The 17,625-nt window shown below is 69.5% G+C and carries 21 protein-coding genes; 13 read left to right on the forward strand and 8 right to left on the reverse strand.

From position 1 onward, the window contains the following. Positions 1–33 precede the first annotated feature (33 nt). Both FHD63_RS14940 and FHD63_RS14945 read left to right on the forward strand, forming a co-directional pair. Positions 34–1,026: a sugar ABC transporter substrate-binding protein gene (locus FHD63_RS14940; protein WP_139722733.1), complete on the forward strand. Its 993-nt coding sequence runs from the start codon at positions 34–36 to the stop codon at positions 1,024–1,026. A gap of 84 nt (positions 1,027–1,110) precedes the next feature. Then, the gene (locus FHD63_RS14945; protein ID WP_139722734.1) at positions 1,111–1,878 is read left to right on the forward strand and encodes an SDR family NAD(P)-dependent oxidoreductase; all 768 of its coding nucleotides are present in this window, start codon (positions 1,111–1,113) and stop codon (positions 1,876–1,878) included. Positions 1,879–1,962: 84 nt separating this feature from the next. Here the strand turns inward: FHD63_RS14945 and FHD63_RS14950 are convergent, their stop codons facing one another. Beyond that, on the reverse strand, positions 1,963–3,330 hold the full coding sequence (locus tag FHD63_RS14950) for a cryptochrome/photolyase family protein (protein WP_139722735.1): 1,368 nt from the start codon (positions 3,328–3,330) through the stop codon (positions 1,963–1,965). Between the two features lie 110 nt (positions 3,331–3,440). Between FHD63_RS14950 and ald the strand changes: the two genes are divergently transcribed. The 5 genes from ald (at position 3,441) to FHD63_RS14975 (ending at position 8,698) form a co-directional block, all read left to right on the forward strand. Next, positions 3,441–4,556, forward strand: coding sequence for an alanine dehydrogenase (gene ald, locus FHD63_RS14955; RefSeq protein ID WP_139722736.1), 1,116 nt, complete (start codon positions 3,441–3,443; stop codon positions 4,554–4,556). Between the two features lie 372 nt (positions 4,557–4,928). Beyond that, positions 4,929–5,507 (forward strand): TetR/AcrR family transcriptional regulator, encoded by a 579-nt coding sequence (locus FHD63_RS14960; protein ID WP_139722737.1) that lies wholly within the window; start codon positions 4,929–4,931, stop codon positions 5,505–5,507. Beyond that, positions 5,504–6,490: a DMT family transporter gene (locus tag FHD63_RS14965; RefSeq protein WP_139722738.1), complete on the forward strand. Its 987-nt coding sequence runs from the start codon at positions 5,504–5,506 to the stop codon at positions 6,488–6,490. The genes FHD63_RS14960 and FHD63_RS14965 overlap by 4 nt, the downstream gene beginning before the upstream one ends. Positions 6,491–6,605: 115 nt before the next feature. Continuing rightward, on the forward strand, positions 6,606–7,148 hold the full coding sequence (locus tag FHD63_RS14970; RefSeq protein WP_238705698.1) for an HAD family hydrolase: 543 nt from the start codon (positions 6,606–6,608) through the stop codon (positions 7,146–7,148). A 338-nt stretch (positions 7,149–7,486) separates the two neighbouring features. Further along, positions 7,487–8,698, forward strand: coding sequence for an IS110 family RNA-guided transposase (locus tag FHD63_RS14975; protein WP_139722739.1), 1,212 nt, complete (start codon positions 7,487–7,489; stop codon positions 8,696–8,698). Positions 8,699–8,854: 156 nt separating this feature from the next. Here the strand turns inward: FHD63_RS14975 and FHD63_RS14980 are convergent, their stop codons facing one another. The 4 genes from FHD63_RS14980 to FHD63_RS14995 all read right to left on the reverse strand — a co-directional run bounded on the left by FHD63_RS14980 (position 8,855) and on the right by FHD63_RS14995 (position 10,706). Beyond that, positions 8,855–9,265, reverse strand: a complete 411-nt coding sequence (locus tag FHD63_RS14980; protein ID WP_134774227.1) for a GNAT family N-acetyltransferase — start codon at positions 9,263–9,265, stop codon at positions 8,855–8,857. Positions 9,266–9,370: 105 nt separating this feature from the next. Further along, positions 9,371–9,718, reverse strand: coding sequence for a type II toxin-antitoxin system PemK/MazF family toxin (locus tag FHD63_RS14985; RefSeq protein ID WP_139722740.1), 348 nt, complete (start codon positions 9,716–9,718; stop codon positions 9,371–9,373). Further along, on the reverse strand, positions 9,705–9,935 hold the full coding sequence (locus FHD63_RS14990) for a ribbon-helix-helix domain-containing protein (RefSeq protein ID WP_139722741.1): 231 nt from the start codon (positions 9,933–9,935) through the stop codon (positions 9,705–9,707). The genes FHD63_RS14985 and FHD63_RS14990 overlap by 14 nt, the downstream gene beginning before the upstream one ends. A gap of 93 nt (positions 9,936–10,028) precedes the next feature. Beyond that, the gene (locus tag FHD63_RS14995) at positions 10,029–10,706 is read right to left on the reverse strand and encodes a hypothetical protein (RefSeq protein ID WP_139722742.1); all 678 of its coding nucleotides are present in this window, start codon (positions 10,704–10,706) and stop codon (positions 10,029–10,031) included. A gap of 251 nt (positions 10,707–10,957) precedes the next feature. Between FHD63_RS14995 and FHD63_RS15000 the strand changes: the two genes are divergently transcribed. From FHD63_RS15000 to FHD63_RS15015, 4 genes are all read left to right on the forward strand, one after another. Beyond that, positions 10,958–11,473: a hypothetical protein gene (locus FHD63_RS15000; RefSeq protein ID WP_139722743.1), complete on the forward strand. Its 516-nt coding sequence runs from the start codon at positions 10,958–10,960 to the stop codon at positions 11,471–11,473. A 166-nt stretch (positions 11,474–11,639) separates the two neighbouring features. Next, positions 11,640–12,443, forward strand: coding sequence for a hypothetical protein (locus FHD63_RS15005; RefSeq protein ID WP_139722744.1), 804 nt, complete (start codon positions 11,640–11,642; stop codon positions 12,441–12,443). A 132-nt stretch (positions 12,444–12,575) separates the two neighbouring features. Continuing rightward, entirely contained in the window at positions 12,576–12,863 is a 288-nt protein-coding gene (locus FHD63_RS15010) for a VOC family protein (protein ID WP_139722745.1), read from the forward strand. 391 nt (positions 12,864–13,254) lie between these two features. After that, positions 13,255–13,776, forward strand: a complete 522-nt coding sequence (locus tag FHD63_RS15015; RefSeq protein WP_158296813.1) for a CPBP family intramembrane glutamic endopeptidase — start codon at positions 13,255–13,257, stop codon at positions 13,774–13,776. Positions 13,777–13,865: 89 nt separating this feature from the next. Here the strand turns inward: FHD63_RS15015 and FHD63_RS15020 are convergent, their stop codons facing one another. Continuing rightward, on the reverse strand, positions 13,866–14,090 hold the full coding sequence (locus FHD63_RS15020; protein ID WP_139722747.1) for a hypothetical protein: 225 nt from the start codon (positions 14,088–14,090) through the stop codon (positions 13,866–13,868). A gap of 101 nt (positions 14,091–14,191) precedes the next feature. Between FHD63_RS15020 and FHD63_RS15025 the strand changes: the two genes are divergently transcribed. Then, the gene (locus FHD63_RS15025) at positions 14,192–15,091 is read left to right on the forward strand and encodes an arginase family protein (protein ID WP_238705699.1); all 900 of its coding nucleotides are present in this window, start codon (positions 14,192–14,194) and stop codon (positions 15,089–15,091) included. Positions 15,092–15,133: 42 nt separating this feature from the next. Here FHD63_RS15025 and FHD63_RS15030 read toward each other — a convergent pair whose 3' ends face one another. Continuing rightward, on the reverse strand, positions 15,134–15,676 hold the full coding sequence (locus tag FHD63_RS15030) for a TetR/AcrR family transcriptional regulator (protein ID WP_139722748.1): 543 nt from the start codon (positions 15,674–15,676) through the stop codon (positions 15,134–15,136). Between the two features lie 90 nt (positions 15,677–15,766). Here FHD63_RS15030 and FHD63_RS15035 point away from each other — a divergent pair, with 90 nt between their 5' ends. After that, the gene (locus FHD63_RS15035; RefSeq protein ID WP_139722749.1) at positions 15,767–16,600 is read left to right on the forward strand and encodes an SDR family oxidoreductase; all 834 of its coding nucleotides are present in this window, start codon (positions 15,767–15,769) and stop codon (positions 16,598–16,600) included. Between the two features lie 68 nt (positions 16,601–16,668). Here the strand turns inward: FHD63_RS15035 and cysM are convergent, their stop codons facing one another. Next, positions 16,669–17,583 carry a cysteine synthase CysM gene (gene cysM, locus FHD63_RS15040; RefSeq protein WP_238705700.1) on the reverse strand — a complete coding sequence of 305 codons (915 nt, stop codon included), beginning with the start codon at positions 17,581–17,583 and terminating at the stop codon, positions 16,669–16,671. Positions 17,584–17,625: the final 42 nt, after the last annotated feature.

Here is a 17,625-nt window from a genome sequence, read left to right on the forward strand (position 1 = left end):
TGCACCACACCTTCATCAAAGGAGAAGAAGAACGTGAGGAACCTTTCCCGCAAGTACCTGGCCATCGGTGTCGCCACCGCCGCCCTCGCCGTCACCGCCTGCTCTGGCGGTGGTGACGACGGCAGCAGCGCGGAGGGCGACGGCGAGAGCTACCGCGTCGCCTACATCGCTCGCGCCCAGGTCGACTCGTTCGCCGCCTGGCTGGCCAACGAGATGCAGTCCGAGGCCGAGAAGTACGACGACATCACGCTCGACGTCTTCGACGGCCAGGCGAACGACGAGATCGAGAACACCCAGATCGAGAACGCCATCGCCAACCAGTACGACGCGATCATCGTGCAGGCCAACAACGGCGAGGCGCAGCGGCCCTACATCCAGCAGTCGGTCGACGCCGACATCGTGACGATCACGACCAACCCCCGCGTGGACGACATCGAGGGCGCCAGCTCGGTCGACGCCAGCCCCTTCGACCAGGGTGCCGGCGTCGCGGAGCTCGCCGTCGAGGAGATCCCCGAGGACGCGCGTGTCGTCGTCCTCAACGGCCCCGGTGGCAACTTCCACTCCACCGAGCGCCGCAACGCCTGGGAAGAGGTCTTCTTCGCCGAGCGCCCGGACGTGGAGATCGTCGCGGAGGACATCGCCAACTGGAACAAGGACGAGGCCCTCACCCTCATGGAGGACTGGGTGCTCGCCAACGGCGAGATCGACGCGATCATCTCGATGAACGACAACATGGCCGCCGGTGCCCTGGAGGCCGTGCGCGGTGACGCCGCCTACGACGACATCCTCGCCTACGGCGTGGACGGGACCCCCGAGGCGACGCTGCTCATCCAGGACGGCCTCATGACCGCCACCACCCTGCAGGACGCCTCGGAGCTCGCCGAGCTCAACATGAGCACCGTGCACGACCTGCTCACCGGCGCCGAGGACGAGGTCAACGTCGACATCGGCAACCCGGTCATCACGCAGGACAACGTGCAGGAGTACATCGACCTCTACACCGAGGCCGGCCTCATCGACGGCTGAGCTCCGCCGTCCGACCCAGGGGGCGGGGCGCAATCCCGCCCCGCCCCCGGCTCCACCCCCTCCCACCCCCACCCGGAAGGTCCCATGACCGTCATCGACCAGTTCTCCCTCGCCGGGCGCACCGCCCTCGTGACCGGCGCCACCCGCGGCCTCGGCCGTGCCTTCGCCACCGCCCTCGCCGAGGCCGGGGCCGACATCGTCGTGCACGGTCGCGACGCCGAGCTGGCGGAGGAGGTCGCCGGAGACATCCGCGGCCTCGGTCGCACCGCCACGGTCGTGCTCGGCGACCTCACCACGGCCCAGGGCGTGAGCTCGGTCGTGGACGAGGCGACCTCGAAGGCCGGCCAGATCGACGTGCTCGTCAACAACGCCGGCGCCTGCATCCACCGGCCCGCCCTCGAGGTGACCGACGAGGAGTGGACGCACGTGATCGACACCAACGTGACGGCACTGTGGCGGATGTCGCAGGCGGTCGGCGCGCAGATGGTCGAGCGCGGCTCCGGCACCATCGTCAACGTCGGCTCGATCTCCGCGATGATCGTCAACCGTCCGCAGTTCCAGCCGGCCTACAACGCCTCCAAGGCTGCCGTGCACCAGCTCACGCGGTCGCTGGCGGCGGAGTGGGCTCCCAAGGGGGTCCGGGTCAACGCCCTGGCGCCCGGCTACATCAAGACCGACATGTCCCCGGTCGACGAGCCGCAGTTCCGCCGGATGTGGATCGAGGACTCGGCCATGCAGCGGTACGCGACGCCCGACGAGCTCGGCGGCGCGATGGTCTTCCTCGCCTCGGACGCCTCCAGCTTCGTCACCGGCTCGGTCCTCGTCGTCGACGGCGGTTACACCGTTTACTGACGCCTCCCCCGGACCCGCGAGCCAGCCTGTCCCACCCGCGGTCGACCCTCCTGAGCGCCACCCCGCCGACCGGCGCGGTGGCGCTCAGCGGCGTGCGGCCTCATACCTGCTCAGCGCCTCCTTGCGCTCCTCGGCGTGGTCGATGATGGGCTGGGGGTAGTCGTGCTCGTAGCCGTCGTCGGCCTTCCACGGCTGGTGCGCGGACTTGCCGGAGAGGTGGCGCAGCTCGGGCACCCAGCGCCGCACGTAGTCACCCGTCGGGTCGAACTTCTCACCCTGGGTGACCGGGTTGAAGACGCGGAAGTAGGGCGAGGCGTCGGTGCCGGTGCCGGCGACCCACTGCCAGCCGTGGTTGTTGCTCGCGATGTCGCCGTCGACGAGCCGGTCGAGGAACCAGCGCGCCCCGGTCGGCCACCAGACGTGCAGGTCCTTGGTGAGGAAGCTCGCCGTGATCATCCGCACCCGGTTGTGCATCCACCCGACCTCGCGCAGCTGCCGCATCCCCGCGTCGACGATGGGGTAGCCGGTGCGCCCGTCCTTCCAGGCCTGGATCGCGTCCTGCGGCTCGTCGTAGCGCATGCCGGGCAGCGCGTCGCGCAGGTCCTCCCAGGCGCTGCGAGGGTTCTCGGCCAGGACGTCGCCGTAGAACTCGCGCCAGGCGATCTCCTGCTCGAAGGTCTGCGCGCCCTGCGAGCGCTTGTCGGCGAGGTCGGCCAGGATCGTCCGCGGGTGGATCGCGCCGATCTTGAGGTAGGCCGACAGCCGGCTCGTGCCGTCGACGGCCGGCTTGTCGCGGTCGCCGTCGTAGTCGTCGAGCGCCTCGTCGCGGAAGTCGCGCCACCGGGCCAGCGCGGCCTTCTCCCCCGCCTCGGGCATCTGCGGCAGGTCGTCCTCGCGCAGCGCCTTGTCCAGCATGTCGAGTGCCTTCTGGTGGCTGTCGACGTCGACGAGGTCCAGGGAGCGGGGGTATGCCGCGGGCTCGGGCCACCCGTGCTCGTGCCAGGCCCGGTGGAAGGGGGTGTAGACCTTGTAGGGCTCCCCCGAGCCGTTGCGCACCAGGCCGGGGCCGACGGCATACGGGGTGCCGGTCTCGACCCACTCGACGTCCTTGTCGGCGAGCGCGTCCTGCACCTTCGCGTCGCGGCGCTGACCGGCGGGCGTGACCTCGCGGGTGACGTGCACCGAGCCGGCCCCGACCTCGTGGGCGACGGCGGGCACGACCTTGGCGGGGTCGCCGTGGCGGATGACGAGGCGGCCGTCGAAGTCCTCCTGGGCGGCCTGGAGGCTCGCGGCGAGCCAGGCGCGGCGCACCGGGCCGCCGCGCTCCCACAGGCCCGGGTCGACGACGAAGAGCACGCAGACCTTGCCGTCGTCCGCGGCGTCCCGGGCGGCGAGCAGGGCGGGGTGGTCGCCACGGCGCAGGTCGCGGCGCAGCCAGAGCAGGGCGGTCATGTCGTCACCGGTGCCGAGGTCATACCTCGACCCTAGATCGGCGCACCGACAGTGGCGACCGCGCGCGTGGGAAGGATGCGGGGGCCCTGCGGGGACGGCATAGTGGCCCCATGAAGATCGCCGTGCCGACCGAGGTCAAGAACAACGAGTTCCGGGTGGCCATCACCCCGGTGGGGGTGCACGAGCTGGTGCGCCGCGGGCACGAGGTCTTCGTGCAGCAGGGGGCCGGGCTCGGGTCCTCGATCAGCGACGAGGAGTACGTCGCGCAGGGCGCCACCATCGTCGACGGACCGGACGCGACGTGGGCGGCCGGCGAGATGGTGCTCAAGGTGAAGGAGCCGATCGAGAGCGAGTACGCCTACCTGCGTGACGACCTGCTGCTCTTCACCTACCTGCACCTGGCGGCGGACGAGCCGCTGACCCGCCGGCTGGTCGAGGCGGGCACGACGGCCGTGGCCTACGAGACGGTGCAGCTGGACAGCGGGATGCTGCCGCTGCTCTACCCCATGTCCGAGGTCGCCGGGTGCCTCGCGCCGCAGGTCGGGGCGCACACGATGATGAAGGCGCAGGGCGGCCGCGGCGTGCTCATGGGCGGCATCGGGGGCGTCGCCAACGCCAAGGTGCTCGTCCTCGGCGGCGGCGTCGCGGGGCAGAACGCCGCCAACATCGCGCTCGGCATGGGCGCCGACGTCACCATCCTCGACACCGACCTCGACAAGCTGCGCACGCTCTTCTGGCGCTTCGACAACCAGGTGAAGCAGCTGGCGTCCAACAACCTGACGATCACCGAGCTGGTGGCGGACGCCGACATGGTGATCGGCACGGTCCTCATCCCCGGCGCCAAGGCCCCCAAGCTCGTCACCGACGACATGGTCGCGACGATGAAGCCGGGCTCGGTGCTCGTCGACGTCGCCATCGACCAGGGCGGCTGCTTCGAGGGCTCGCGCCCGACCACGCACGCCGAGCCGACCTTCCCGGTGCACAACTCGCTCTACTACTGCGTCGCCAACATGCCCGGCGCCGTCCCCCACACCTCCACCTGGGCGCTCACCAACGCGACCCTGCCGTATGCCGTGCAGCTCGCCGACAAGGGCTGGGAGCGAGCCCTGCGCGACAACGGGGCCCTGGCGAAGGGGCTCAACACGCACGCGGGGAAGCTCACGTACGGCGCTGTGGGAGAGGCGTTCGGTATGGATTCGGTCGCCGTGGAGGACGTGCTCGGCTGACAGCTGTCTCGGCGCATCTGCGCATCCCCGGACGGCACCCTGTCTCTCCAGCACTTCCTCATGAACGAATGAACAGGGGTATTCCCGTGGCCTCACGCGGTTCGGAGGTCGTCGCGCTCGGTCGGCGAGTCCGGTGGGCGTGACATACCGGATCTGCCGAGAGTCGGATGGTTGGCGGCGACTTCATCATGGTCGGACACGCCGAGAGTCGGACGTCCGCAGTGGCGAGGACTCTTGCGTCGCGGCGCGTGAACGGGGGTATCTCCCCGTGTGCCGGATGAAGAATCGCCGTGTGACTGAGCTGCCAACTCGCCGTTGCGCAGCAACCTCTCCTGTAGGTAGACTGACCTACCTAGCGAGGGGATTGGTTTCATGATGCAGCGCACGAAGCACGGTTCAGCGCGCGAGCGGCTGCTGGAGGCTGCTGCGGTGCGGTTCTACGCCGATGGGGTCAATGCGACGGGGATCGACACGATCACGTCTGCGGCCGGGGTGGCGAAGATGAGTCTTTACAACAACTTCAGTTCCAAGGCTGCGCTGGTGGAGGCCTACATCGAGCGCCGGCACGAGGAATGGTTGACACTGTACGAGGCCAGGTTGGCGCAGGCGGCCACTCCGGTCGAGGCGGTCCTCGCTGTGTTCGACGCCTACATCGATCACGCCTGCTCGGCGTACGACCACGGATTCCGAGGCTGCGGGTTGCTCAACGCCGCCGCCGAGCTACCCGTCGGTGATCCGGGACGTTCGGCGGTGCGAGAGCACAAGGAGCAGGTCGAGCAGATCCTGCGCGATCACCTGTCCGCGGTGCAGGAGCCGGACCGGGCCCGGGAGCTGGCCGAGCACTTGGGGTTCTTGCTTGAGGGTGCGATGGCCCGAGCCGGGCTGGAAGGCGGTGCCGCCCGCCTGCGGCGAGCGCGGGAGATTGCCGCGCAGATGGTCCAGGCTCGATGAGCGCGCCGCTGGCGGTGGTCGCGGTCCTGGTCGCCGCGGCACTGTTCGGGACCACCGGCACCGCGCAGGCACTGGGCCCGGACCAGAGCACCCCGTTGGGAGTGGGCGCGGCCAGGCTGGTCCTCGGCGGGCTGGGGCTGCTGGCGATCCTGCCACTGGTCGGTGGCCGGCGGGCTGAGGCGATCCGGCTCTGGCGGACCCCGGCCGGCGCGACCGCCGGAGTGTGCACCGCGCTCTTTCAAGTGTTCTTCTTCGCCGCGGTCCACCAGACGGGAGTTGCCGTGGGCACCCTGACTGCGATTGGTAGTGGGCCGGTGCTGGCCGGGCTGCTCGCCCGGTTCGTGCTGGGCGAACGTCCCGGGCGGTCCTGGCTCATCGCCACTGGCCTGTGCCTGCTCGGCTTGACCCTGCTGGTGGCTGGCGGCGGTGACGCGCAACGGGTCGACGTTCTGGGGGTCGCACTCGCGCTCCTGGCCGGGCTGGCCTACGCCGGCTACACCGTGCTCGCGAAGCGACAACTAACCGACGGGCATGAACCTTCCACGGTGATCGCGGCCGCCTTCGGCCTTGGCGGGCTGCTCCTTGTCCCGCTGCTGCTGACCCAGCCACTCGCGTGGCTGACCGAACCGCGAGGCGTGGGCATCGCCTTCCACCTAGGGCTGGTCACCACCACACTGGCCTACCTGTTCTTCATACGCGGACTCGCGGTCCTGCCAGCGGGACCAACGGCGACCCTCATGCTCGCCGAACCGGTAGTCGCCACCACCCTCGGGATCGTCGTCCTCCACGAACGGTTGCCCCTCATCAGCGCCGCCGGCGTCGGGCTGCTGCTCGGAGGCCTCCTGCTGCAAGGACTGGGAACGGCCACGGGCAAGCGTGGCCCCACCACCGAAGCCCGCGGCCTGCCGACCCAGCCAGCCGTCAACACACACCCAGAACTGGAGAAGGCATGCCTCTGCACCTCACCGACTTCACCGCGCTGAGCTTCGACTGCTACGGGACCCTCATCGACTGGGAAACCGGCATCGCCTCACCGACGAGGAGGCCCTCGTCGCCTACGCGGACAACGAGGCGGCCGTCGTCCGGGAAACTCCGGGGATGCTGTACCCCGACGTGCTGGGCGAAGCCTTCCGACGCACCGGTGCAAAGCTTGGCTACCCGGTCAGCAGCCAAGAGGCCGCGGCTCTGGGCGCCTCGGTCCCCGAATGGCCGGCGTTCGACGACTCCGAAGAAGCGCTCCACCGGATCAAAAAGCACTACCAGCAAATCATCTTGTCCAATGTGCACCGAAACGGGTTCGCCGCCAGCAACCGCCGCCTCGGCGTCGATTTCGACGCCATCCTCACCGCGGAGGACATCGGTTCCTACAAACCCAACCCCGCCAACTTCGACGCTCTCATCGCGCGGGCCAAGGAGATGGGCCACTCAGGACGACTTCTGCATGTCGCCCAGTCACTATTCCACGATCATGCACCCGCTCAGAGGGCCGGACTTCCCGGAGTGTGGATCAATCGACGGCACGACAAGCCCGGATGGGGAGCCACCCCCGATCCCCGAGCCAACATTCGACCCGACCTCCAGTTCCCCACTCTCATCGCCCTCGCAACCGCGGTCGACCAGGCCTTCGCCGAATCTGACTGAACGCAGCTGAGCGAGAGCAACCGGACTCTCTGGACTGCCGCCGCTCGCTCGTATGGCGAGCGCTAGAGGTGCTCCGCGGAGCACCCTCTGCCGCGTGGAACTAGGCTCGTCCGACATACATGATGGCAAGTGCTCCGGTGGTCGTGACTCGTCGTCTGACTGGCGCCCTGCTGGGTTGCCCTTGCAAAGATCGGTCCGGCCGCCGGAGCGCCTCACCTGGGCACCGCCCGGGCGGGTCATGACCTAATACGAGCCTGGCCGATGCAGGGCCTGGTGTATGTCCTGTCTGTCCCGGTCCGGACGGTGCCTACCCATCGGATCGAAGGGCAGCACCCATCATGACAAACCCCACCCCGCACGCAGGACTGGTCGGTGGCATCGACTCGCACACCGACACCATCCACGTCGCGCTCATCGACGGCCTGGGCCGCGACGTCGCCGACCACGAGTTCGCCACCACCGGCACCGGGTACCGGGCCGCGGTGGCCTGGCTGACCGGCCACGGACCGGTGGCCGTGGTCGGGGTGGAGGGCACCAGCAGCTACGGCCGCGGTGTGACCACCGCCCTGGCCGGTGCCGGCATCCTGGTCGTGGAGGTCAACCGCACCCGCCCGGCCGAGCGCCGACGGGCCGGCAAGAGCGACCGCCTCGACGCCTACCGGGCCGCCCGCTCGGTCCTCTCCGGCGAGGCGACCACCCCTCCGAAGGACGGCTCGATCGAGTCGCTGCGCGCGTTGATGGTGGCCCGCCGCTCCGCGCTGAAGGCGCAGCAGGCCGCGTGGCGGCAGATCGGCGCCCTGCTCATCAACGCCCCCGCCAGGATCCGCGACACCCACCGGGACCTGCCACCGGCCCGGCTGCTGGCCACCCTCGCCGGCTGCCGGCCGGCGCAGGTGGCCGACACCGACCACGCCGACGTCCTCTACTCCCTGCGCACCCTGGCCCGCCGCCACCGTCACCTGACCACCGAGATCGCCGACCTCACCGCACGGATCGGCGCCCGCGCGGCCGCGGCGAACCCGGCACTGCTCGCGATCAAGGGCGTCGGCCCCGTGATCGGCGCCCAGCTGCTGCTGACCGCCGGAAACAACCCCGAGCGGCTGCGCTCCGGGCCCTCCTTCGCCGCCCTCTGCGGGACCGCGCCCGTCCCGGTCAGCTCCGGACGCACCGACCGCCACCGCCTCTCCCGCGGCGGAGACCGCGCCACCAACAGCGCCCTGCACCTGATCGTGAACAACCGCATGTCCAACGACGCCCGCACCCGGGCCTACCGCGACACCCACCTGGCCCGGAACTGGACGAAGAAGGACGTCTACCGCTCCCTCAAGCGCGCCGTCGCCCGCGAGATCTACCAGGCCCTGATCGGCCGGAGCACCGTCCCCGACTACAGCGACCTACGCCCCGCCCGGCACGCCAAGAACCTCACCCTGGCCGCCGCCGCCGCCACCGACCTGCACGTCTGGCCCACCGCCATCTCCCAGATCGAACGCGGCAAACGACGCGACGACCAGCTCGCCCAGGCCTACCGCGAATGGCTCAACGCCGCTTGACACCAATAGGAGCATCTTTGCCGCTGTGAACGCGTAGCGTCCGACCATGCCGCCAGGAGGACGCTAGCCTCCGGCCCGTCCGACATTGCCGCGCCGAGGACGGCTGGTGCTTTGACTGACCGTCATCCCGACGGTCGACGCGCATTCGCCCACACGTCAGTCCCTGACGACCTTCCACATACCGAGCATCTCCTGCTCTCCCCACCCCAGCTTCCGATAGAGCGTCTCTGCGGCCGGTGTGGCAAAGAGGCCGACAAAACAGTGGCCCGGCGCCTGCTGCCTGATCTGGTCCACGAGCTCGTCCACGATGGTCCGTCCTACCCCGCAGCCTTGATAGTCCGGATGCACCACCACGTCCTGGATGTAGAAGTAGAAGGCACCGTCTCCCACCACCCGCCCCATCCCCACGAGCTCACCGCCGTCCTGATGGACCACCACACCGCAGGTAGAGCCGGCCAAGGACGCGGGCATCGCCTCCCACCAGAAGGCGTCGGCCCAGCCGACGGACTCAGACAATCGACGGTGCTCCTCGACGGTGGGCTTGCGCCGCGCGACGGTGTAGGACATGAGGCCAGAATCTAGCTGCTCCTCTACCTCATCCTGGGTCCAGGCGCGACCGGCGGCGAGCGTGTTGTCACCGGGTGGTGCACTCTTCTGCCGCGCCTCGGGCGGTCATAGTTGGAGATGGATTCGCAACGCTTCGTCGACCGCAGCCATGAGGCGGGGCGGCACCCGGCCTACTGCAGGCCCGACCCTTTCGACTGCGACCGAGCGCACCTGCTCCGCCTGGGCCTTGGAGTCCACCCGCAGTCCTGTCTCGTCAGCTGGCAGCAACACCTGGAACGGGAAGACCCGCTCCACGTTGCTGGTCACGGGCAGGACGGTGACGACTCCACGACCGAGTCGTTGAGCCATGGTGTTCGCCCGGTCATTGCTGACAAGCACCGCGGGACGCCGCTTGTTGGCCTCGCTACCGCGAACTGGATCCAGATCGACGAGAAGGATCTCACCGCGCAGCATCGGTTAGCCCGTCCGAGGACGCTGATGCCCAGGCGTCCTCGTCCCCAACGACGGCCCACTCCTCCCAGGCGGCGGCATAGGCCGCCTCCAGCTGCGGGTCTTGTAGGCGGCGGATGGCCTGCTGGACGGCAGCGGACCTCGACTCGAGGCCAGCTTCTTCGACGTATCGGTCGAGGGCCGCGAGGTCTTCCTCGCTCAGACTCACGCTCACCTTCATACATCGATACTACCCGGGTAAGATGATGATTGCTACCTCAGTAGCAGCATCCGGACATGCCGCACTCAGTGCACCCGTCCGACGGGCTCGGGATCAGTCGGTGGTGAGGCGTGGCAGGTCTGGGTTGGTGCGCGCTCGCGTGTCTTCGACCCCATGCCCATTCAGGTCCTCGAGCACCTCTTGGACCCGCCGCTCATGTACTTGCGCTCTCGCCGCAGCGACCACGTCCTCGGCCACCTCCTCTGCCCGGGCCAGCCACTCCCGTAGCGCTCCAGCATGTGAGTTCGTGGACTCGGCGATCTCCTGCATGCGAGCCACAACCCGATGGTCTTCTGCCACCTCGCTGCGTCGCGCCGGCTCGAGCCGCTCATGCAACCTCGCCAACGCCATCAGGTGCAGGACCAACTCGTCATTGGACATCAAGCTCTCGAACCCCCACGCATTGATCCCCCCGTCTCCCACAACGACTCCAGCAAGGAACCCACCCACCTCTGCCAGGACGACCTCAGGTTCCGTGAGCCCGGCCCTGCCACAGGCAGGAGCAACGAGTGTCACGTTCGGCTCCGCCTCAGGCTGCCAAACCGGGTCAGCGGCACTACCGAACCGCATCCCAAATGCAGCACGATTCACAGCCCGATGCAGGTGGATGCGCACCCGACCGTCCGGCGTCGAGTCGACGCGCAGAAGCGTCACGCTGTCCTTCGCGTCATCGACGAGCGGCAGAAAGAAGTAGTCGTTCCCGCGCTGCCGATCCAAGGGCTGCTGTCCCATTCCTCAACGATATGGCGCTAATAGAGCGGACACGCAAAGCCACCACTGTGTGAAGCCTGGATACGCACGATACTGCCACGAGATGCCAGCTCGGCTGTGTCCTGGCCGTCGGCACCACGGTGGGTCCTGCAGCACGAGCGGTGCGCTTGGCAAGGCTGAGCCTCCGCGTGTATCTGGATCGCCCGGTCAGGTTCCTATCCCATGAAGAGACGACGCAAGCGCGTCTGTAACGACTCACCGGGAGGTTCACCATGGCAGCCATCACCGGCGTCCTGTGCCAGGTCATCACGAGCGACATCGACGGCGCGGGAACGGACGGCCGCGTGTACCTCGGCGTGGGCGGCCGCGAGTTCCGGCTGGACTCCGAGAAGGATGACTATGAGCGTGGCTCGTGGCGGGAGTATGCGCTCGGCGAGCTGCCGCCCACGACAACACCGCCGCAACTGATCGACGTGGTCGACCCGACATTCAATGATCCGCGCATCGGGATGCCCCTGGACACCAACAACCTGACGAAGAGCCCGGTCTACCTGCGCTTCGAGCCATCGGGTGACAGCCCCGACTGGAACCTCGCGTTCGCCGCTGCCCTGTTGTACGACGGGGGATTCGTCGCAGCGTTCACGGTGCCGGTCGCCTTTGACAACTTGTGGCTCGGGGATCGGATGGGAAAGATCGTCTACCTCACCGAGCACATCCGGCGCGACGGGGGAAAGGTCTTGGAGCGTGGGCAGGTCATCGCCGAGCGAATGACTGCCACTGGCGGCTGATGCACAGTCGGTGCTCGACCCGATGCTCGGATGGCGCCCATCGGTGTGCAACGAGTTTCCGAACAGTCGCTGGCCGAGCGTCCCGCTCGTGCTGGCGTCCGCACGGCGAGCTGCTACCCGTCGCGTCGGCAAGCGGACGGAACTGACCGTTTCCTACACTCTCTCCGTGAACGGACAGCTGGCCCTGGTAGCGGCGCTCGCAGCGATCGGGGGCCGCTGGCTCCGGGGAGGGGCGAGTGCATCCATACCCGAGCTGTCGCGCGGCAACTCAACTTTCAAGTACGTGGGCTCGTTCACCGCCGATCTGCCCCCACGTGGCCTCCTGAGGCGCACATCGACGGCGACGAGTCCCGCGGAATGGCTCACCGGCCTTCGGTCCCGGGGAGTCACGGATCTCTGGCTGGTCACCGACCTGCCGGCCGCGGGTTCACTGCCTCCGCATGTCGCCTCGGGGTTCTCCAACTCGGGCACCTGGGCCCTGCTCGCCACGGGCACGTCAGCGCCGACGGTATGGGCGTTTGGCTGGCAGGTCGGCGACCGCACCGCCCCGGACTCCCGGATCTGGTCAGTGTCTGCGCACGGCTCGTCCGCGGAGGGCCTCAGCGCATCACAGGTCGGCGTGACAGAGGCCAGGACGGCGCTGCAGGTCGCGCTGCACGACATCCGGGGCGTCGCCCAGCAGTTCGACGAACTCCACAGGTGGGCGTCGTGGTTCACGAAGGCCGAGAGCCTCCTCACCGACCCGACCCCGGCTGCCCCCTACCACCAGGACCTGCTTCCGCCCGATGCCGACCTCGAGCGTCGCCAGCTGGCAGCCGCGGTCGTGCAGGGTTGGGTGTTCGGCGGGATGGGGTCGTGGAACGACGGCGGACCTGCGGATCCCGGGGCGCAGCGAGAGTACGAGCGCGTCGGCGCGCACCTGTACTCCGCCCTGCTCACCGCGCTTCCGGCCGCGACCAACGGTGCGTGACGCGCAGATCTACCGCAGGAGGACGCCCACGCCCCTTCGGCTTCCACGGCACCCGCTCAGCAGCGGTCGAGGCTGCCTGAGAGGGCCATTTCCCCTCGATCAGAACCCACCACGAACTGAGTTTCCGGCACCGTGACCCGCGGGGGATGCTGGTTCCGCAACGTCGAGGACGGGGTGTCCACGGTAGAGATCCACCTCGGCGTGGATGACCCGTTCATCCCCGCGAGAAAGGCACACCCCGGACTGCTGGTCCACGATGTCGCGGCTCTCGACAACCTCGGCAAGCAGATCGAGGAGGCAGGCTACGACGTGGACTGGTCAGAGCGCACCACGTTCGTCGGCTTCGAGAGATTCCATTGTCGCGACCCCTTCGGCAACCGACTCGAACTGATGACACCCAGCAGCGCCCGATCGGTGTGAGTCGATGGTCGTGACATCTCTACCCCTGTGTGCAGCGGACGGCAACAGTCGGACATCACGCAGCGTCGGAGATTCAGGAACCCCATGGGCACGAGCGTCGAGCGGACCAGACGGCCTGGGATCACGCGCCAGCTCGTCTGGTACTTCGGCGGCCTGATCGTCACCTACGCCGCGGGCCTGGTCATCTTCTGGCCCGCCTCGGGTGAGCAGCCGAACCAGGCGATCTTCCTGGTGCTCATGTTCGCGCCGACGGTGGGCGCGATCCTGGCCCGGCTGTTCGCCGGCGGACGGGATCCAGTGGGGACGCCCGAACCTGTGGCTTCTCGCGGGGCTGGTCCCGGCGCTGGCCGTCCTCGGCGTCTACCTGCTCGGCTCGGTCGTGGGGTGGGACGTGGAGGACCCGAACCTGCTGCGTCACGCGCTGATCGCCGCACCCGTCGCGATCCTCTCCGCCTCGTTGTCCGCGGTCGGTGAGGAGATCGGCTGGCGCGGCCTCCTGTGGCCGATGCTCCGCGGCCGATCCGGCTTCTGGGCCACGAGCTCCATCGTGGTGGTCATCTGGTGGGCCTACCACGTGCCCTTGATCATCCTGGGCTGGTACGGCGACGTGGGTCACCTCCCAGCTTTCACCGCCGCCATCGTCGGCATCACGCTGTTCATCGGCGTCATCACCGACCGGTCACGCTCGCTGTGGCCCAGCGTGGTCGCCCACGGGGCGTGGAACGGACTGGTCGCCACCAGCTTCTCGGTCACGGAGGGCGACGAGCGCGTCCCGGCATTCGCCGGGAGCGACCAGCTCATGGGCGAGTTCGGATGGCTGGCCGCGGTCACGATCCTGGTGGTCGGCACGGTGACCGCCCTCTGGCACACCCGGACGATGGGGCGACCGACCACAGCCCTCGAGGCACGCTGACGGCCACCGGGACGTGACCACCCGCCGACGAGACGAACACCGAGCCCGACCCGTCGCACGCAGGCGCAGGAGACGCGTCAGTCCGTCCCTCAGAGCTTCTCGAGCTTGTGGAACGGGGTCGGGATGCGCATCGTGCGAGTGCCGAAGTTCACGGTGACCGCCGAGCTCTCCGTGCCCACGACACGTCCGAGGCCCAAGGCCTGGTGCGAGACCCTGTCGTCGACCTCGAAGTTCTCGACGTCCGGCTCGACTCGTGGCTTGAAGGGGCTGGAGGCGAGGTGGCGTCGCTGGGATCCGGACCGGGTCGATGTCATCACCCCTCAGTATGCGCCTCCCGGGGCCGTGCGGGCCACCACCGCCGAGGACGGTGCGTCCAGGGCGCGCTACCGGCACGTGGATCGGGCATCCTCGAGTCATGGTGAGCATCAACGTCCTGGGCTACCCCAGCAGCGCCGCTGCCTACTGCGTCGGCGTCGAGCACGCGCCGGCCGCTCTGCGCGAGGCCGGTCTGGTGGCGTCCCTGCACGCCGCGGGGCACCAGGTCGACGACCTGGGTGACCTCCCTGTGCACCTCTGGAAGCCGGACCGCGAGCGCCCCCGGGTCCAGAACCTCGACGAGGAGGTCGAGGCCCTGCGCGAGCTGGCCGACACGGCGGCACCGCTCGTCTCGACCGACACCCGCCTGCTCGTCCTCGGTGGGAGCTGCACGGTGGCGCTCGGGCTGTGCGCGGCTGTGGCGGACGCCGGTATCGAGCCCCACCTCGTCTACCTGGACCGTCACCTCGACCTCAACACACCCGAGTCGACCACCGAGGGGTCGCTCAGCTGGATGGGGATGGCCCATGCGCTCGGCATACCTGGCGCAGACGAGTCGCTGGTCAGACTCACCAGTCGGCACCCGCTCCTGCAGCCGTCGCACCTGAGCTATCTCGGGGTCGAGCCCGCCACCGAGGCCACCGAGTGGGAGCGCGGCCAGGTCGACCGCCTCGGGATCCCCGTCACCACCCAGGCGGAGCTGGTCGCGGACCCGACCGCCGCCGCCACCAGGGCGAGAGGCGCACTGCCCTACGGGCCGTTCGTGGTCCACGTCGACGTGGACGTGCTGGACTTCCTCGACGCCCCGCTCGCCGAGAACGTCAACGGCCGCAACTCGGGACCGACCCTCGTCCAGCTGGGCGAGGCCCTGGACGCGCTGTGGCGCGCACCCGGGTTCATCGGTTTGTCGATCGGCCAGCTCGTGCCCGCCCATGCCGCGTCCGACCCGACCTCCCTGGGTCGCTTCGTGGAGGCGCTCACGCCACCAGGTGACGCCTGACCGCGACGGCCTAGCCCTGACGCCTCGACGGCTTGCGTCGACCTACGTCAGGACTGAGCGGACGACGAGCTCGAGGACCGGCCGGACGTCGCTGTCGTCGTGACGGGCGACGCGGTGCAGGATGAGCCCCTCCATGCACGCCATGACGGCCCGGGTCGAGGCGACCGTGTCCCTGGCGCCCAGCTCGACGAGTGCGCTCTGCAGAGCCGCCTCGAAGGCCGCGCGACCCCGACCGAGGCTCTCGCGCAGGGCAGGGCTGTGGCTCGCCTCCATGAAGAGGACGAGCCGCGCGCTGGTGAGCGTCCGCTGGTCCCCGGTGGTGCGGTCCAGGAGCGCCACCAGGGCGTCGAGCAGCTCCTCGGCAGAGCGCGGGGCGAACGTCGCTCGCATACCCGACATCTCCTTCTCGAGGATCGCGTCCGCCACCCCGCGCAGCAGCGCATCTCGCGTCCGGAAGTAGTTCGACGTGGATCCCGGCGGGAGGTCCGCCCGCTCGTCGATCCGGCGATGAGTCAGCGCCTTCAGCCCCCTGGTGCCCAGCAGCTCGATGGCGGCGTCGAGGGCCCGGTCGCGCGAGGAACTCATCGAACCACTATAAGTGTAGTGACAGACGTCCACTACGAGAGTAGTGTCGTGAGGGTGGCAGGGCGTGCCTGCCGGGAAGAGACGCTCACCATGCCAGCAGTCCTCGTCACCGGAGCGGGCCGCGGGATAGGCGAGGCCACCGCGCTGCGGCTGGCCCGCGCCGGGTGGACCGTCTTCGCCGGGGTGCGCAGCGACCCCGACCCGGAGGCCTCTCGCCCCGGGAGCGGCACCATCACCCGGGTCCTGCTCGACATCACCGACGCGGCGCACGTCGCCGCCCTGGGGGACCACCTGCCCGACCAGCTGGACGCCCTCGTCAACAACGCCGGCATCGGTGTGCTCGGCCCGGTGGAGGCCGTCTCCATCCCCGACTTCCGCCGTCAGTTCGAGGTCAACCTCTTCGGCCAGGTCGCCGTCACGCAGGCCGTCCTCCCGCAGATCCGCGCGTGCGGCGGCCGCATCGTCTTCGTCTCCTCCACGGGCGGCCGGGCGCCGGTGCCGATGGAGGGCGCCTACTGTGCGTCGAAGTTCGCGGTGGAAGCCGTGGCGGACGTGCTCCGGGTCGAGCTCCGGCCCTGGCAGATCGACGTGTCGCTCGTGGAGCCCGGCCCCACCGACACGGGCCCGTGGCGGCAGATCCAGTCGATGCTGCGTGACATGGAGCAGGGTATGGCGCCCCGTCACCGCGAGCTCTACGCCCAGCACATCAGCGGCATGCTCAGGCTGGTCGGCACTCTGCAGGCCCGGACGGTGCCACCCGACGTGGTCGCCCGGGTGATCGAGCGGGCGCTGACCTCGCGCCGCCCTCGTGCGCGCTACGCCGCCGGGGCCCAGGCACGGGCCATGATGACCGTCGACCAGGCCCTGCCGACACGGCTCAACGACGCCATCGGGGCCCGTCTGCTCGGTCTGCGTCAGCCCTGACCGAGCATGCCGGTCGCTCCGACCTGGGCCTCCCGCCCGGGGGCCTCGACAGCGGGCCGGCGAGCCTCTCAGGCGGGGAACACGCCGCTGGAGAGGTACCGGTCGCCGCGGTCGCAGACGACGAAGACGATCGTCGCCCCCTCGACCTCCTCGGCCACCTGCAGGGCGCTCCAGCAGGCGCCGCCCGCGGAGATGCCGCCGAAGATGCCCTCCTCGCGAGCCATCCGACGGGCCATCTCCTCGGCGTCCGGCTGGGCGACCTCCACGGTGCGGTCCACCGCGGGCGGGTCGAAGATCCGTGGCACGTACTCCGGCGGCCAGGCGCGGATCCCGGGGATCCTCGAGCCCTCCGCGGGCTGCGCCCCGACGATCTGGACGTCGGGGTTGCGCGACTTGAGGAACCGCGAGACCCCGGTGATCGTGCCGGTGGTGCCCATCGCGGACACGAAGTGGGTGATCCGGCCGTCGGTCTGGCTCCACAGCTCCGGACCCGTGCCGTCCTCGTGGGCCCGGGGGTTGTCCGGGTTGCCGAACTGGTCCAGGACCCGCCCCTTGCCCTCCATCTCCATCCGGGTCACGACGTCGCGGGCCTCCTCCATGCCGCCCCCCGCCGGGGTGAGGACCAGCTCGGCGCCATACGCCTTCATGGTCTGGATGCGCTCGGTGGAGGCGTCCTCGGGCATGACGATGACCAGCGGGTAGCCGCTGATCGCCGCCGCCATCGCCAGGCCGATCCCGGTGTTGCCGGACGTGGCCTCCAGGAGGGTGTCGCCGGGGGAGATCTCGCTCCGCCTCTCGGCGCCCCGGATCATGCTCATCGCCGGGCGGTCCTTGACCGAGCCGGCCGGGTTGTTGCCCTCGAGCTTGCCGAGCAGCACGTTGCCGCGCCGCTCGTTCTCCGGCCCCGGGAGGCGCTGCAGACGCACCAGCGGGGTGCCGCCGATGACGTCCTCCATCGTGGGGTAGGGCCCAGGGTTGCTCACCTGCCGGAGTCTACGGCGGCTGTCGGAGGCCGGCCCTACGGT

It is taken from the genome of Serinicoccus chungangensis (genome assembly GCF_006337125.1).
In the GTDB taxonomy this organism is placed as follows: domain Bacteria; phylum Actinomycetota; class Actinomycetes; order Actinomycetales; family Dermatophilaceae; genus Ornithinicoccus; species Ornithinicoccus chungangensis.

What these genes read in the sequence shown, in the direction of transcription:
- FHD63_RS14945 (WP_139722734.1), top strand. Translation starts at nt 1,111, where the DNA reads ATGACCGTCATCGACCAGTTCTCCCTCGCCGGGCGCACCGCCCTCGTG.
- FHD63_RS14950 (WP_139722735.1), bottom strand. Translation starts at nt 3,330, where the DNA reads ATGACCGCCCTGCTCTGGCTGCGCCGCGACCTGCGCCGTGGCGACCAC.
- ald (WP_139722736.1), top strand. Translation starts at nt 3,441, where the DNA reads ATGAAGATCGCCGTGCCGACCGAGGTCAAGAACAACGAGTTCCGGGTG.
- FHD63_RS14960 (WP_139722737.1), top strand. Translation starts at nt 4,929, where the DNA reads ATGATGCAGCGCACGAAGCACGGTTCAGCGCGCGAGCGGCTGCTGGAG.
- FHD63_RS14965 (WP_139722738.1), top strand. Translation starts at nt 5,504, where the DNA reads ATGAGCGCGCCGCTGGCGGTGGTCGCGGTCCTGGTCGCCGCGGCACTG.
- FHD63_RS14970 (WP_238705698.1), top strand. Translation starts at nt 6,606, where the DNA reads ATGCTGTACCCCGACGTGCTGGGCGAAGCCTTCCGACGCACCGGTGCA.
- FHD63_RS14975 (WP_139722739.1), top strand. Translation starts at nt 7,487, where the DNA reads ATGACAAACCCCACCCCGCACGCAGGACTGGTCGGTGGCATCGACTCG.
- FHD63_RS14980 (WP_134774227.1), bottom strand. Translation starts at nt 9,265, where the DNA reads ATGTCCTACACCGTCGCGCGGCGCAAGCCCACCGTCGAGGAGCACCGT.
- FHD63_RS14985 (WP_139722740.1), bottom strand. Translation starts at nt 9,718, where the DNA reads ATGCTGCGCGGTGAGATCCTTCTCGTCGATCTGGATCCAGTTCGCGGT.
- FHD63_RS14990 (WP_139722741.1), bottom strand. Translation starts at nt 9,935, where the DNA reads ATGAAGGTGAGCGTGAGTCTGAGCGAGGAAGACCTCGCGGCCCTCGAC.
- FHD63_RS14995 (WP_139722742.1), bottom strand. Translation starts at nt 10,706, where the DNA reads ATGGGACAGCAGCCCTTGGATCGGCAGCGCGGGAACGACTACTTCTTT.
- FHD63_RS15000 (WP_139722743.1), top strand. Translation starts at nt 10,958, where the DNA reads ATGGCAGCCATCACCGGCGTCCTGTGCCAGGTCATCACGAGCGACATC.
- FHD63_RS15020 (WP_139722747.1), bottom strand. Translation starts at nt 14,090, where the DNA reads ATGACATCGACCCGGTCCGGATCCCAGCGACGCCACCTCGCCTCCAGC.
- FHD63_RS15025 (WP_238705699.1), top strand. Translation starts at nt 14,192, where the DNA reads ATGGTGAGCATCAACGTCCTGGGCTACCCCAGCAGCGCCGCTGCCTAC.
- FHD63_RS15030 (WP_139722748.1), bottom strand. Translation starts at nt 15,676, where the DNA reads ATGAGTTCCTCGCGCGACCGGGCCCTCGACGCCGCCATCGAGCTGCTG.
- FHD63_RS15035 (WP_139722749.1), top strand. Translation starts at nt 15,767, where the DNA reads ATGCCAGCAGTCCTCGTCACCGGAGCGGGCCGCGGGATAGGCGAGGCC.